Source organism: Streptomyces sp. NPDC007164 (assembly GCF_040634135.1).
Classification (GTDB): domain Bacteria; phylum Actinomycetota; class Actinomycetes; order Streptomycetales; family Streptomycetaceae; genus Streptomyces; species Streptomyces sanglieri.
In genome coordinates this window covers 1-13748 of record NZ_JBEYFB010000092.1, presented here as the reverse complement: position 1 = coordinate 13748, position 13748 = coordinate 1, and the positions used below count along the sequence as shown (strand labels likewise).

Sequence of the window (13748 nt, the reverse complement as noted above, 5' to 3'; positions counted from 1 at the left end):
CCCTTCCGCACCGCAGCGGACCTCCTCGCCTCCGTCGCACCACCCGAAAACGCTCCGCAGAAGGCCGAATCACCACATTGATTCTTTACAAGCCCTCGGCGGAGCGGAAGCCTTTCATCGCACGTTCACGCTGCCGGGTGGGCTGGTGGCTGTTCTCCGCCCGGTTGTTCAGCCCCTTGTGCGAGCGGTGCTCGACCGAGGGCATGACCTCGCGGTGAGCGGCGCCGTAGGAGCGGAGCTTGTCTGTGACGACCACCCGCGGCACCGTACGGGTCGTCTTCACCGGACGACGGAAGAATCGCCTGGCCGCGGTCTTGTCCCGCCGGTTCTGTACGAGGATGTCCAGCACCATGCCGTCCTGGTCGACAGCCCGCCAGAGGTACTTCTGCTCGCCGTCGAACTTGACGAAGATCTCGTCCAGGTGAGACTTGTCACCAGGCCGGGGCCGGCGGCGGCGCAGCGAATTGGCGTATTGCTGCCCGAACTTCAGGCATCAGCGGCGGATGGTCTCGTAGGAGACGATCACGCCGCGATCGAGCATCAGCTCCTCGACCTCACGGAAGCTGAGCGGAACCGGAAGTACAGCCACACGCAGTGGGAGATCACCTCGACCGGGTACCGGTGACCCCTGTACGACGGCGACGCGCTCCCCACGGACGACTTTCCCTCCACCACGATCAATCCGAAGATCATCCCACCCGCTCAGTCAACGTGACAGCATCCTGGTGCGGGAAGGGCGGGCGCATGGTCGTCTCCCCGGGGTTGCGGGGACGGGTGTCGGGGCGGGCCCCGGCCGGGGGCGTCGTCGCAGGCGAGAGTAGGAGGTGCCGTTCTCCGGCGGCCAGAAGCCGGGCGGCAACATCGTCGTGCCTGTCGGCGGCTGGGGCGTGGCGGGCGAGCTGACCGCCGACAAGTTCCACGGTCTCCGCCCCGGAGCGGGTCACCGCTGGACGGTGACAGCCTCGATTCTGCTGAAGTCGCCGGCGGCCAGGTCCTCGTCGCGGATGACGTAGTAAAGCGGGCATTCGGTGAAGTCCGGGCGCCCCGCATCGAGCAGGATCCGTTCCGGGCCGAGGCCGTGCGGCGGCACCACGTACTGGTCCGTCTCCCGGTCGGGGCCGACCAGCACCATGTACGCGTCGTGCTCAGGTGCGACATCGAAGGCGGCGGACCCTTGCGCGGCCAGGTGGTTCGCGGCCTCGTCGGGGAGGTCGACGAGCGGCTCGTCGTGGAACCGTTCGACCTGCGCCAGCATGGCCTTGCCGCCGGCGTACAGCGGGGCCGGCGGGCCGGTGAACTCCCACGGCGGGGCGCCCCAACCGGCGGTGGCATCGGCAAACGCCGGATCCGAGGCCACGTCGTATGGCGTGGTGTCGGCGGCCGCCCGGTCCAGGAAGAAGAGGACGGTCACCGGGTCGCGGCCGCCGAAGCCGTCGTGGCCGAGGAAAAAGAAGTAGAGCAGGCCACGGGACGGCAGCAGCCCGTTGACGTCCTCCCGTGAGACCTCTGCCAGATCGATCTGGGCGACGAAGCAGTCCGGCAGCGCATCCGGACCAGACCCGGTACGCGGCCAGATGAAACCGGGCGGAACAGCCGGCACACCGCCGCACCGGGAGAACGGCTCCGGCCCTTCGAAGTCGGCGGGCCGAGGCCCCAAGGCGATTCCGTGCTCGGCCACCTCCATCAACTCGCTCTCCCACGGCGCGAGCCCGGCCTCGCCGATCAGCCGTCGAAGCGTCCGCTCGTCACCGGCGGTCACAGGGTTCGGGCGCATCATGGCGCCACTCTACGGACCTCCGGCGACACGGAGGCCAGGGGCAGCCTCGGCGCGGTCTTTGACCCCGGATATTGAACACGTCCATGCGGTTTGGGCCAGGGTAGTTGCTGCTTGTTGCAAGTCGTTCTCGTAGGCGATCGGGGACCGCCGGCCGAGGCGGGAGTGCCGGCGTCGGGTGTTGTATCGAGTCAGCCAGCGGAAGGCGTCGAGTCGCGCCTCACGCTCGTTCGACCAGCCTCTGTGGCCCTTGAGTGTCTCCCGCTTGAAGGCGGCGTTGAAGCTCTCCGCAGCGGCATTGTCCGCGCTGGACCCGACCGCCCCCATACTCTGCCATACCCCTGCTGACCTGCAGCTTTCAGCGAAGGTTCTACTCGTATACTGCGAGCCGTGATCGGTGTGCATCACCGCTCCGGTCAGGCTCCCGCGAGTCCGCTCGGCGGCCGCCAGGGCGTCGGTGACGAGCTGGGTTCGCATGTGATCGGCGATCGCCCACCCGGCCAGCCGGCGCGGGGCGAGGTCGATGACGGTCGCGAGATAGAGCGGCGGCGCCCGTCGGCGGCCCGGATCCAGTCCGCAGTGTGTCTCGGTGTTCACCCCGACATCACCAGCAACCGACTTGATCGTCGCTCCCGGCCTCGACCGGTACAACGCGACCGCGTCCGCCTTGAACCGGGCGGGATAGTGCTTCACCCCCACGGGGACTCCGTTCTCCTGGACCATCAAGATCCAAGTTTCTCCGGTGCCCAAAACCCGGGGTCAAAGCCCAGTGAGGATCATCCCCAGGCCCAAGACGGCGAGGAAGCCGCCGGCGGCCTTCGTCAGCCACGGGAGGATACGGCAGAGCTTCGAGAGTGTGCGCTTGGAGCCCAGCGCGACAGCGACGGAGAGATCCCAGACGAGCACGATAGCGACCATCCACGCCCCGTAAAGCATCAGCGATACCGGGCCCGCGTCGGTGAGAGCTGCGGCGAGGCTGACGTAGAACAGCGCGTTCTTCGGATTGAGCAGGCCCGAAGCGAGCCCGATGCCCAGGTTCTTCGCCCAGGTGGTGCGTCCGGATCGGGCCTGTTCGTCGAGCTCGACGCTGACCTCGGCTCGGAAGAACGCGATCCCGATCCAGACGAGGAACATGCCGCCGGCCGCCTGGATTGCGTGCAGAACCATGGGCGTCGAGATCAGCGACAGCCCCGAGAAGGCCGCAGTGACGAGGATGCCGTTCGCACAGGCGATCCCGACGGATATGGCGCTGGCGTTGCGCCGGCTGCTGGTCGTCGCGGTTCGGGCGATGAGGAAGAAGTCCACTCCGGGGATCAGTAGGGCGAGGAAGTGCGCGACCGCGACAGCGAGGAACTGATCCATCTCTTCTCCAGAGGCGTTGACGATGATCTACCTCGTCAAACTCTGGGGCGGCAGCTCGGTGGGGTCTTGTACGAAGTTGCGTCAGCGACGGTACGCGCCGGGAGTGGCGGCGACGTGGGCTCGGAAGACCCGATGGAAGTGGCTCTGGTCGGCGAAGCCGAGCGCGTACGCGGTCTCGGCAAGCGATCGCCCGTCGCGGAGCATCGCCCGCGCGGTGATGATGCGGTCGTTCTGCCGCCATGCCAGCGGCGGCAGCCCGGTGGCTCGCTTCATTGCTCGGATGAGTTGGTACTTGTCCATTCCGGCGACCTCGGCCAGCTCATCGAGCACCGGGGCCGGCTCGTCCTCGTGCAGCCGGTCGATCACTGTGCTCAGACGGGCCAGGAGGGCCGCGTCAGTGGCGGGAGCGATCCGGCGATGCGGCGCGAGCTCCGCGCAGTCGTGAAGGACTCCACGGAATTCGGTTTCGGTGCGTTCGGCATTGGCGCCGAGGAACAGCAGATCGTTGACGGCGCTGAACCGGCCGTGCAGGCCCGGGTGGCGGAAGATGTTGATCTCGGCCAGCAAGCTCCCCGACCCATCGGGCAGGAGTGTGGTGATCCAGTCTTGATCAGCCTGGATCATCTGATACTTCCAGCGACCGTGCTCAGGGTTGCAGGCGTGGACATGCCCGGCAGGGATGAGGATTACGTCGCCTGTGGCCAGCGGGAGGGCCTCGCCCGCCGCTCCGGCGAACGTGGTCAGGCCGGAGTCGATCAGCCCGATCGAAAAGCGGTCATGGGCGTGCGGCCGGTAGCAGGTGTTTTCCTGGCAGGAACGCCGTGACTCCAGGTACGGCAGGAGTGTGCTGTGCCAGAACTCGGGCATCAGCCATCACCCACCTTGTACCGGGGGATATCGGTCACCACGGCTGGGCTGCCGTCGGCGCCGCCGTATCGTAAACAAGCTTATCGGCGGCGCCGTGGAAGGGATTTGCGGCCCCGCCAAGGCGAATCATGGTGTTGCTCCGGCCGCTGACCGCGGTGATGGAGCGGCTCGACGTCTCCCGGACCACTGCCGGCGACATCCGCAAGGACGCAATGGCGCTGCTGCGTGGGGCAGGAGCTGCGGCCCGGGATGTCTGCTTCCTCGGCTCCTGGGACCGCGTGGGCGGCCAGCATCCGCAGCGCGGTCTCAGGGTCGGTGGGGCCTTGGGGGAAGAGGCGGAGCTGGGTCACGGTGTCCAGATTCCGGAGCTGCCGCGCCGGTGCGAGTCCAGCAGATGGGTGTCGACGATGCCGATCGCCTCCATGAGCGCGTACAAAGCCGGCTGATCGCGGCCATACCACCTGTGGTGGCGTGGTCGCGCCCCACTGACTCACCGGATGGCATACCCGTCCCACAGGGGGCCGCCAGACTGGTCCAGCACCTCTGCCACTACCTCGGCGAAGACCTTCGCGTCCCCGGCGATCGCCTGCGCGGCAGCTTCGGACAACGCGCGGTGCACCCCGGGGTCGGCCGCAGCCAGCCGTCGCGACAACCATTTGCCTCCGCCGAGCCAGTGCCCGCCGACCAGCAGGACCAGCTCCGAGGCACGCTGCAGCATGTGCGAGACCAAGTACACCCGCTCCGCAGGGTTCGCGCAGCCACGCAGGTCGTCGAGCAGGTCGGTCAGGACGTACCGCTGATAGTCACGCTCACGGTCCGAGAGCGGCGGCGGGCCCGCGGCCCAACGCCTTCGCGCCTCGTCCTGGAGCGAAGCGCCCAGCCCATCCGTGTCTACCAGGAGCATGCCGTCAGCACACATGGCGAGCAGCGGCGAACTCCGCTTCGCGGTCTCCTGGTCGGCGAAGCTGTGCCAGACGGCCTCTGTTTGCACGAACAGCTCCACCGGCCAGCCGCGATATACCAGGTTCTCCCGAATGGGAGCGGGCGGCCCGTCCAAGAGGACCACGATGTCCAGATCAGACGTGGGTGTCCGGCGGTCGGTCAGCACGCTGCCGGCGAGGAAGGCCGCCCGGGCAGCGGGAAATCGGTCCCGCACCAGTTCGCGGGCGGTGAGCACGGGGTCATCCATGATCGCAGCGTACGTTCCGGCATGGGTCTCGTAGGAGGGCGGGTGCACCGCACCACAGCGGGTGCTCTTACTTCCCATCAACTTTCATGCGCTCTACGGACAGCGAGTGATGCCGAAATCCACCGACAAGTGCTCTCGCTTCTGCAGTGGGCCGTGTCTCATAATTGATCTTGTGGTGGGGTGAGGAGAGCTGACAGACGCGGCCTGGTCGCGAGTAGAGCCGTTGCTGCCGAGGCGTGACGGTGCGGGCCGCCCCTGGCGGGACCACTGCCAGGTGGTCAACGGGGTGCTCCGGCGGTTGCGGACAGGTGTGCCCGTGGCGTGATCTACCGTCGCGGGACGGGCCCTGGCAGACCGTCTACCGGCGTTTCGCCCAGTGGGAGAAGGATGGGGTCTGGGCGAAACTTCTGGAAGGAGTTCAGGTCCGCGATGTCGCTGTGGGCACCCTGGAGTGGACGGTCTCGATCGGCTCCACGGTGGCCCGCGCTCACCAGCACGCCGCCGGTGCCTGCAAAAAGGGGATGGGACTGGGGATGAATCGGAAGATTCGGCAGCAGTTGCGCGTCGCGAGGCGCTCGGCCGGTCCAGGGGCGGGCTGACCACCCAGGTCCACCTGGCGGTCGACGGCCGTGGCCTCCCGGTGTCGATCGTGCTGAGCACCGGCAATACGGCGGACTGCACCATGCTCCCCGCCGTGCTGGACGCGCTCCGCATCCCGCGCATCGGGCCCGGACGGCCCCGCACCAGACCCGGCCGCGTCGTGGCGGACAAAGCCTATTCGTCCCGGAAGATCCGCCGCCTGTTGCGGCGCCGGAACATCAAGGCGACCATCCCCGAGCGCCGCGACCAGGTCGCGAACCGTGTTCGCCGGGGCGCGCAAGGCGGCCGGCCTCCGGCGTTCGACGCCGAGGCGTATCGAGGGCGCAATGTCGTCGAGCGGTGCTTCTCGCGGTTGAAGCAGTTCCGCGCCGTCGCGACCCGGTTCGGCAAGCTCGCCGCGCGCTACCGGACCGGTGTGGTCATCGCGTCGCTGGTCTGTGGCTGCGAGACACAACGACCTGACCCGAGCCTCGCCGAGCGAGTGGCGGGCGCTATTAGACCAGGTGGACTCCCGGATGCTGCAGCCAGACCTCCAGGAACTCCACGTCACCGACGTGCCGGAACTACCGGCCACTGCCCCCGGTGTCGTAGGAGATCTCCGCGACTCTTCCCGGGAGGGAGGCAACCAGGGCTCTCGCTCGTTCCAGAAACGCCCCATTGTCCGTGTCATCACGTGGGGTGGGACAGCTCAGAAGGCCGTCGAAGTCGATCAGTGCGCCGAGGCGTTCCGCGAGCGCGAGTGTCAGGTGACCGAGCACCTGGTGGTTCGCCGGGCCCGAGCAGCCGGCGCCGAGCACCAGCCTCTGCACCGGTGGCCGCGTGAACGCCGAGTAGTCCTCATCCTCCGCCGGTATCTCCTCGTCCTCCGACAGGAAGAACACGCCAACACCGTTGGGCTCCAACGCAGATAGCCCCACGGCCGAACCATCTCGCACCCAGAAGTCCAGGTCGCCGCCGACCTTGACCTCGACCGGCTTCAGGCCCTCGACACCCTCGCCCACCGCGTACACGACGCCGGACATCTCGTGTCCGAGCGTCACGGGCGCGGACTCGCCCGAGACCGGGTGCGGGTGGCCGGCCGGCGGAACGAAGATCGGCCCGTCGAGGTACTCATGCAGGTCTGTGCCGCAGATCCCGCAGAACGCGACGTCGATGCCCACCGCGCCCGGTCGTGCAGTGGGTCCAGGATGTCCTCGATGCGGATGTCACCGCGGTCGTAGTAACGTGCAGCCTTCACTTCTGGCTCCTTCGGCTGTGTTCCGCTTACACCTTGTGTCAGATCTTGCCGTGGAATGGTTTGCACACGTCGTGCGGCACATTCACATCGACAGCCGGAAGAGCGTTTCTTTCTCTCACGCACGTTTGGTTGAGATGCCCCGTTACCTTTTCCGTGGCCCCGCAACGAGGTGCCTGGCCCCGGGCCCGGTATGGCTGTGTGTCTCCTGTCGAAGTGGATGACCTGGGGGTGTTGCTGCCGGGCTTCGGGTCACCGCTTGACCGCTGATGAGGGGCCTGACGACCGCCTGGCCCGGCGATCGCCGTCCTGCTGGAGGCCCTCCCTCTTTGCCACCCCCTGACGTCCCTGCTCGGCCTGGGCGTCAGGACTACAGCCGCAGTAGTCGTCGCGATCGGTGACGGCACCGGCTTCCCCACCGCCGGGCACCTCGCCTCCTACGCCGGACTCGCCCCGGCCACGAAGTCCTCGGGCACCTCGATCCGCGGCGCACACGCACCCCACCGCGGCAACCGGCTCCTCAAACTAGCCCTGCTCCAGGCCGCGTTCGCCGCGATCGGCTGCAAAGCCGACCCGTCCTCCCGGATCTACTACGACCGTCAACGCGCACGCGGCAAGACCCACACCCAAGCGATCCTCCACCTCGCCCGCCAGCGCGTGACGTCATCCACGCGGTGATCCGCACCGGCACCCTCTACGAACCACGCCCGGGCGGCATCGGCCTCGCCGCCCGACGACTCCACCCCCTACCTTCCAGCCCTCATCACGCCCGCGCACCGGCACGGCCACTATGGCCCCGCCGGTCACCGGGCTGCCCAGCAGCCACCCGATCCGCCGCGAACATCCCGATCCGCGCGACATTCCCAAAAAGCAGGATCGACCCCTACAAGCCGACCACCCCACTGGGATTTGACGAAACAGATAGGGGCACCCCCCGTTGTGCGGGAGGTGCTGACTGGCTGGGCAGTGCGAATTGACGTGGTTTCAGGTTCACTGGTTCGGCTGCTACCCGGCTGGCGTAGTGCTTCTCCTCAGACTCGACGGGGCTGAGGTAACCGAGGCGTTTTTGGATGCGTCGGGGGTTGCAGAAGCCGTCGATGCACTCGAAGAGCGCGAGGTTCGCCTCGGCCCTGGTCGCGAAGATGAGGCCGCGGACACACTCGGTCTTGATCAGCATCTCCGCCGGGGCATCGTCGTTGGAGTCCCCGAGCGACCCCATGGATGCTTGACCTGCTGCTCTGACCAGGCCTGCAAATGTTTTGTAGGAGCTGGCGGTGCAGCTCGCCGGGGCGGTGTCCAGCATGGACCGGTTGAGGCCGGCCTTCTGCCTGACCTTCTTCCCGGGTGCCGCTGTGGTGCCGGTCAGCCACCCACACACGCAACAACGTGACAGCGCCTGATCTGAGGTTCCGGTTTTCGGTCCGCAGGGTCGCGGGCACCGCACCGGAGGGGATTCCGGTGCGGCGCCCGCTCGTATCGGCCGGGAACTACTTCAGGCGGTAGGCCCGGTCGATGGTCTCGATCGTGCGGCTGCCCGCGCCGTCCTGGAGTTCGGCCCTGACCGCCACGTATCCGTTCGTGGCGGAGAGCTTCGGATGCCGGTAGGAGACCCGGAAGGAGTCCGCGTCCGTCCGCGTGACGGTGGCCGCCTTCCACGTCGTGCCGCCGTCGTAGCTGACCGAGACCTTCGCCCCGGTCACCTTCGTCGAACCCTTCCAACCCGTGGCCCGGTAGCCGTCCAGCGTGAAGGAGTAGGCGGAGTTCGCCCGCACCCGGTTGAGCAGGTCGGCCGTCATGCCGTAGTGGGTGGTAATGACGGGGAGGGGCTCACAGGCGGAGACCAGACCGACGAAGTCGGCGCAGACCTCCTCGGAGAACCCGCTCGGGGAGTCCGCCGTGAACGAATACTGGGCACGGGAGGTCCCGGAGGTGCCGAACATGCCCCCGTCCGCGTCGCCGTAGGGGAGATCGAGGTCCAGCCGGTAGTCCGCCTTGCCCTTGACGATCCACGAACCCTGGTCGTCGACGCGTCGGCCGTCACGGTAGAACGCCAGGACGGGTTCGGGACCCCAGTCCATGTAGTGCTCGGGGTCGGAGTCGGCACCGCTGCCCGGCAGCGGAAGGACACCGGCATCGGTGCTGCAGAAGTTGCACGACATCAAGCTGCCCAGCGGAGCCGCGTGGAGGGCCGGACCGAACCAGTCCTCGACGACGGAGCGTCCGGCACGCGGGGTCTCGATCCGCCCGTGCATCTGGGAGCGGAAGTTCTGGACGGCGACGTGCTGCTGATACGTCAGTCCCTCCTTCGCGTAGACCAGGTCCTCACGTGAATGTCCCCGGTAGACGGTCTCGGGCGTCCGCAGGGAGACGGTGTTCGTCCCCTTGGGGCCCCACACGTCCTGCACGTATTCGGTGGGCTGCTCCTCGCCGTAGCCGTGGAAGACATTGGTCACCGAAGCGAAGTCGGTGCGCCGGGCCGTGGCCCTGAGGTCGGCGGGAACCCCGTCGAACGTCCACTGCCCGGAGTAGGCGTAGGCCGACTCCTTGCGGCCGTGCAGGGTGACGGTGACGGGCTTCTTCTTGCCCGCCGCGGCGATACGGGCGGCGAGTTCCTTTCCGTCCCGCTGAGTGAGCCCGGCGAACGGGATGTTCAGCCCGTCGCCCACGGCGGTGAAGACGCTGCGGTCGGTGACCCGGGCGACGAGCACCGCGGCGGCACCGGCCTCGTCCAGCTCACCGGCGAGCGGCCCGGCGCTGGACGGGTAGTCGTTGTGCACGAGCACGGCCTTGCCCCGGATGTCCTTGCCCGCCAGTTCCTCGGCACTGCCCCCGCCGACATCGACGAGCGGGAGCTTCCTGGTGCCGTCGAAGCGTACGAGGTTGCTGGGGGCCCGCAGCGTCAGGTCGAAGCCCTTGGGGCCGGTGACCTCGCCGGTGAGCAGCGGCTGCCGTTCACGCTGGTAGAAGGTCGAGGACAGGGTGCCCGTGTGCGGCTTCTCCGCGGGGATCGCGCCGAAGTGCCCGGTGGTGACGGAGGCGTCGCCGGACATGGCGACACCGGAGGAGCGTCCGTCCGGGGCGGTGCGTCGCAACTCGTAGGTGAGAGTGGAGGCATGGAGGGGGCGCCGCTCTCCGGTGACGTCCAGTTGGAAGTCCTTCGCCCGGGTGGCGTCGACGGTCGTCGTGACCGGCTTGTCGGTGACCGTCACCTCCGGGAGGCTGAACAGGTCGACGGCGTCGGCGTATCCGCCCTGGTAGCCGAGGTCCCCGGTGGTGATCCCGCCGAAGACCGCGTACTGCCCCTGGGGGACGCGCAGCCTGAGGGTGCCGAGGCTGTTCACGGGGAACGTCTCGTAGTAGGTGCTGTCGAGCCCCATGACGATGACCAGGCCCCGGTCGGGGGTGTTGCCGTTGCGGTCCTTGAGGTTGATGTCCATGCCGTAGTGCGGGGCTTCCTTGGCGAAACCGAGAGCGGCGTGGGCCGTCGCACCGTCCGTGCCGGTCGCGGTGATCTCACCCGTGTACACGCCCGCGTCGAGGAGGCTCGGGTCGAGGACGACGGGTACGTCGGCGCTGCCGCCGGCGGGCACCGTCACCTCGTCCTCGCCGAAGGTCAGTGATCCGTCGGCCGGGGAGCCCTGGAAGAGGCGGGCGGCGAGCTTCACGGTCTGCGCCGCGCCGGTGGGGTTGCTGACGGTGAGGGTGCGGGTGCGCTTCTCGTACGTGGTGTCCTCGCCCTCGTACCAGGCCATCCCGAAGTCCGCCGGGCCGGAGAGGTCGAGCCGGGAGTCGAGGGAGGCGGCGACGTTCACCCGGCCGCTGCCCTGCTCGAAGACGGTGGCGTCGGCGGACCGTTCGGTGTGCGACGTCAGCGCCGCCTTGAGTCGCTCGCCGGGCCAGTCCGGGTGCCGCTGCGCCAGGATGACGGCGGCTCCGGAGACGTGCGGGGTGGCCATCGACGTACCGTTCGCCGACGTGTAGTTGTCGTCGACGACGCTGCCCATGGCGGTACCGGCCGCACGGGCGGCGACGATTCCGACGCCGGGCGCCGTGACGTCGGGCTTGATCCCGTGGTCGTAGGTGCGCGGGCCGCGGCTGGAGAAGTCCGCCATCATGTCGGACTTGTCGACGGCGCCGACTGTCAGGGCCGCGTCCGCGGCACCGGGGCTGCCGAGGGTGGACTCTCCCGGACCGTCGTTGCCCGCGGCGATCACGAACAGCGAGTCGCTCGACGCGCTCAGCCGGTTGACCGCCTCCGTGGACGGGTCGTCCTCGGCGTCACCTGCGGAACCCAGGCTCATGCTGATGATGTCGGCGCCCTGGTCGACCGCCCATTCCATGCCCGCCATCACGCCGGAGTCCGGCCCCGAGCCGTCGTCGCCGAGGACCTTGCCGATCAGCAGGTCGGCCCCCGGGGCGACCCCCTTGTACCGCCCGTCCGAGGCGGCGCCGCTGCCCGCGATGGTGGACGCGACATGGGTGCCGTGACCGTGGCCGTCCTGCACGGTGGCGGCGCCGTCGATGAAGCTCTTCGTCGTGACGGCCCGGCCCTTGACGTCGGGGTGGGTGAGGTCGACGCCGGTGTCGAGAACGGCGACCTTGACCCCGGTCCCGTCGTACCCCGCCGCCCAGGCCTCGGGGGCGTGGATCTGGGGGACGCTCGTGTCCAGCGTCACCTTGGCCGGTGCGTCGTACCAGATCTTGGCGACCCAGGAGCCGGCGGCGGCGGTCCGCTTCTTCCCGTTCTTCCCGGCGGTCCGGTCGGGCCGGGCGGCCTTCCAGAAGGAAGCCGCCCCGTGCTTCTTGACGTGGACGGCGGCCATGCCCATCCGGCGGAGCAGGACGCCGGGCTTGCCGGAGGGGAGCTGACGTGCGCGTTCGCCCAGCTCGGCGCGGGAGGGCTTGTCGTCGTACGAGACGATCACGGGCAGTGTGCTGTCCTTGGCGTCCCCGTGCCCGTCCTTGAGCAACCGGGTGACGTTGAACAACCGCCGGTCAAGGGTGTGGGAGGCGAGCGGGGCCAGCGCCTCGGTCGGGTACACGTACAGGTCGCCGTCGGGATCGGTGACGGTCTGGAACGTGGTCGCGTTGCCGGGCGCGGGGGTGACGGTCACGGAGGTGCGACCGTCCGCCCCCTTCATCACGGACACGGTGTCCCCGGTGATGAGGGTGACCAGGGAGGGCTTCGCCTTCTGCGCGGCCTTCGGTGAAAGGCTGCCCGCAGGGCTGCTGGTGGCGGGTGCTCCCACCGCTGATCCGGGACTGAGCCCGGGTATCAGCATGCCGGCGGCGAGCACCGCCGTGACGGCGATCAGCCGTCTTCCGTGTATGCCGTTTGAGGGTGTCGGCACGTACTTCTCCTTGGGCGAAGGGCGGAACGGGTACGAGGGAAGAGCGCATGCCGGCATACGGGCAGGTGGAATCACGGGGAAGGGGCAGAGAGAGAAAGGGAAGGCCCGGACGAACGGCACATCCGGAGGCTATAGCCCGTCGGAGCGAGGGCTGAAGACCAATCCATGGCGCATATGCGCCAGTTGTGAAGGCCGGGGCTGCTGAGGAACGGCGGGAGGGCCCGCGCACGTCGGGGCGCCCGCGTACGGCGGAACGCCCCGGCACGTCACGTCGGAACGCGCGCACGCCGGGGCGCCCGGACCGCACGCCGTGGAGGGACCGGCGCGCCGGTCGCGTGCCGCCGCCGCTATCCCCGCGCCGGTTCCGGGTCCGGCGCTCCGCACGACACATCCACCCAGCCCCGGCGGGCCGCGTACCAGCCGAGCTGCATCCGGGTCGCCACTCCGGCCCGGTCCATCAGTCCGCGGGCGCGACGCAGCACGGTGCGCCGTCCGACGCCCAAGTGCCGGGCGATGGCGTCGTCGGTCAGCCCGCCGAGCAGCAGGGTCAGCAACCGCTTGTCCGCGTCGCCCAGTTCGTCCCGTTCGGCCCGGGGTACGGGGATGCCGTGGTCGAAGGGTGCGCTGTCGGCCCAGACCCGCTCGAACAGTTCGACCAGGCCGTCGAGCAGCGGGCTGGAGTCCACGATCACCAGGTCGCCGGGACTGCCCGCGCGGTCGTTGTCGCTGAAGGCACAGGTGAAGGCGTGCTTCCGATCGATGATCATCATCTTCATCGGCAGCCGGGCCGTCACCCGCGCCTGCTCCCCGGCCCCCAGGCACTGGTCGATGCGCTTCATCGCCCCGGGGTACTCGATCGCCTCCCGACCGTAGACGGTGCGGTACGAGACCCCGTCCGACAACTGTTCGAGCTGGACCGTGTTGTCCACGGACCAGTAGGGGGGCGCGTCGAAGTACAGCACCTCGCGCCGGGCGCGTTGCTGGATCCGTGCCGCGTGGACCGGCGCGGTCGGGCGCGACATCCTCGGGACGGGTCCGCCCCTCGTGTCGACGCCGGTCCCTGTCCCGCCCCACCACAGCCCCTCGTGGACTCCGCCTCCGTCACCGCGCAGGCCCGGACTGTCCGGCATCACGACCCCTCTCATCAGGACTCACCTCATGAATCCTGAGAGAATATTCGTTCTCTGGCAAGAGTATGCGTTGTCCGCAATCGGATTGATGACACGTTTGATCGGTGGCAGCGCGCAGGTGCCCGGCGCCCGCGCGGGCACGCCGCGGGGTGCCTCTATGTTCTTCGTCAAGGCGGTGCTGCCGCATTTGTGCTGTGTGTCTTGGTTATGCGGCGAGGGTGATGGTGGGGGTTCGGGACTC

The 13748-nt window shown here is 68.6% G+C and carries 9 protein-coding genes and 6 pseudogenes; 4 read left to right on the top strand and 11 right to left on the bottom strand.

What is annotated here, in order from left to right; all coding sequences use genetic code 11:
• Positions 1-100: 100 nt before the first annotated feature.
• The 5 genes and pseudogenes from ABZ622_RS40705 to ABZ622_RS40685 form a co-directional block, all read right to left on the bottom strand.
• Positions 101-654: pseudogene (locus ABZ622_RS40705) on the bottom strand (IS6 family transposase); the annotation flags it as partial.
• A 286-nt stretch (positions 655-940) separates the two neighbouring features.
• Positions 941-1777, bottom strand: coding sequence for a DUF1963 domain-containing protein (locus ABZ622_RS40700; protein ID WP_360552207.1), 837 nt, complete (start codon positions 1775-1777; stop codon positions 941-943).
• A gap of 159 nt (positions 1778-1936) precedes the next feature.
• A pseudogene (locus ABZ622_RS40695) lies at positions 1937-2317 on the bottom strand (DDE-type integrase/transposase/recombinase); the annotation flags it as partial.
• 216 nt (positions 2318-2533) lie between these two features.
• Complete coding sequence (locus ABZ622_RS40690) at positions 2534-3136, bottom strand: LysE family translocator (RefSeq protein ID WP_360552205.1); 603 nt, start codon at positions 3134-3136, stop codon at positions 2534-2536.
• A gap of 81 nt (positions 3137-3217) precedes the next feature.
• A complete protein-coding gene (locus ABZ622_RS40685) occupies positions 3218-4003 on the bottom strand; it encodes an AraC family transcriptional regulator (RefSeq protein ID WP_360552203.1) in 786 nt (261 codons plus the stop codon).
• A 128-nt stretch (positions 4004-4131) separates the two neighbouring features.
• Between ABZ622_RS40685 and ABZ622_RS40680 the strand changes: the two genes are divergently transcribed.
• On the top strand, positions 4132-4449 hold the full coding sequence (locus ABZ622_RS40680) for a hypothetical protein (RefSeq protein WP_360552201.1): 318 nt from the start codon (positions 4132-4134) through the stop codon (positions 4447-4449).
• 44 nt (positions 4450-4493) lie between these two features.
• Here ABZ622_RS40680 and ABZ622_RS40675 read toward each other — a convergent pair whose 3' ends face one another.
• Entirely contained in the window at positions 4494-5192 is a 699-nt protein-coding gene (locus tag ABZ622_RS40675) for a nucleotidyltransferase domain-containing protein (protein ID WP_360552199.1), read from the bottom strand.
• 190 nt (positions 5193-5382) lie between these two features.
• Between ABZ622_RS40675 and ABZ622_RS40670 the strand changes: the two are divergent.
• A pseudogene (locus ABZ622_RS40670) lies at positions 5383-6228 on the top strand (IS5 family transposase); the annotation flags it as partial.
• Between the two features lie 58 nt (positions 6229-6286).
• Here the strand turns inward: ABZ622_RS40670 and ABZ622_RS40665 are convergent.
• Positions 6287-6793, bottom strand: a pseudogene (locus ABZ622_RS40665) (DUF6368 family protein).
• A pseudogene (locus ABZ622_RS40660) lies at positions 6767-7029 on the bottom strand (alcohol dehydrogenase catalytic domain-containing protein); the annotation flags it as partial. The pseudogenes ABZ622_RS40665 and ABZ622_RS40660, both read right to left, overlap by 27 nt.
• Positions 7030-7335: 306 nt before the next feature.
• On the opposite strand from ABZ622_RS40660, the pseudogene ABZ622_RS40655 reads away from it, so the two are divergent.
• Positions 7336-8003, top strand: a pseudogene (locus ABZ622_RS40655) (transposase); the annotation flags it as partial.
• On the opposite strand, the gene ABZ622_RS40650 reads toward ABZ622_RS40655, so the two are convergent.
• From ABZ622_RS40650 to ABZ622_RS40640, 3 genes are all read right to left on the bottom strand, one after another.
• Positions 7910-8329, bottom strand: a complete 420-nt coding sequence (locus tag ABZ622_RS40650; protein ID WP_360552197.1) for an IS3 family transposase — start codon at positions 8327-8329, stop codon at positions 7910-7912. The pseudogene ABZ622_RS40655 and the gene ABZ622_RS40650 overlap by 94 nt on opposite strands.
• A gap of 184 nt (positions 8330-8513) precedes the next feature.
• Positions 8514-12377 (bottom strand): S8 family serine peptidase, encoded by a 3864-nt coding sequence (locus ABZ622_RS40645; RefSeq protein WP_360552195.1) that lies wholly within the window; start codon positions 12375-12377, stop codon positions 8514-8516.
• 347 nt (positions 12378-12724) lie between these two features.
• Positions 12725-13522, bottom strand: coding sequence for a hypothetical protein (locus ABZ622_RS40640; RefSeq protein WP_360552193.1), 798 nt, complete (start codon positions 13520-13522; stop codon positions 12725-12727).
• Positions 13523-13535: 13 nt separating this feature from the next.
• Between ABZ622_RS40640 and ABZ622_RS40635 the strand changes: the two genes are divergently transcribed.
• On the top strand, positions 13536-13748 hold a 213-nt coding region (locus ABZ622_RS40635; protein WP_360552191.1), incomplete at its 3' end, for a hypothetical protein.

Excerpts from the sequence above, each read along its gene's own strand:
- ABZ622_RS40700 (WP_360552207.1), bottom strand. The coding sequence starts at position 1,777 with ATGATGCGCCCGAACCCTGTGACCGCCGGTGACGAGCGGACGCTTCGA.
- ABZ622_RS40690 (WP_360552205.1), bottom strand. The coding sequence starts at position 3,136 with ATGGATCAGTTCCTCGCTGTCGCGGTCGCGCACTTCCTCGCCCTACTG.
- ABZ622_RS40685 (WP_360552203.1), bottom strand. The coding sequence starts at position 4,003 with ATGCCCGAGTTCTGGCACAGCACACTCCTGCCGTACCTGGAGTCACGG.
- ABZ622_RS40680 (WP_360552201.1), top strand. The coding sequence starts at position 4,132 with ATGGTGTTGCTCCGGCCGCTGACCGCGGTGATGGAGCGGCTCGACGTC.
- ABZ622_RS40675 (WP_360552199.1), bottom strand. The coding sequence starts at position 5,192 with ATGGATGACCCCGTGCTCACCGCCCGCGAACTGGTGCGGGACCGATTT.
- ABZ622_RS40650 (WP_360552197.1), bottom strand. The coding sequence starts at position 8,329 with ATGCTGGACACCGCCCCGGCGAGCTGCACCGCCAGCTCCTACAAAACA.
- ABZ622_RS40640 (WP_360552193.1), bottom strand. The coding sequence starts at position 13,522 with ATGAGAGGGGTCGTGATGCCGGACAGTCCGGGCCTGCGCGGTGACGGA.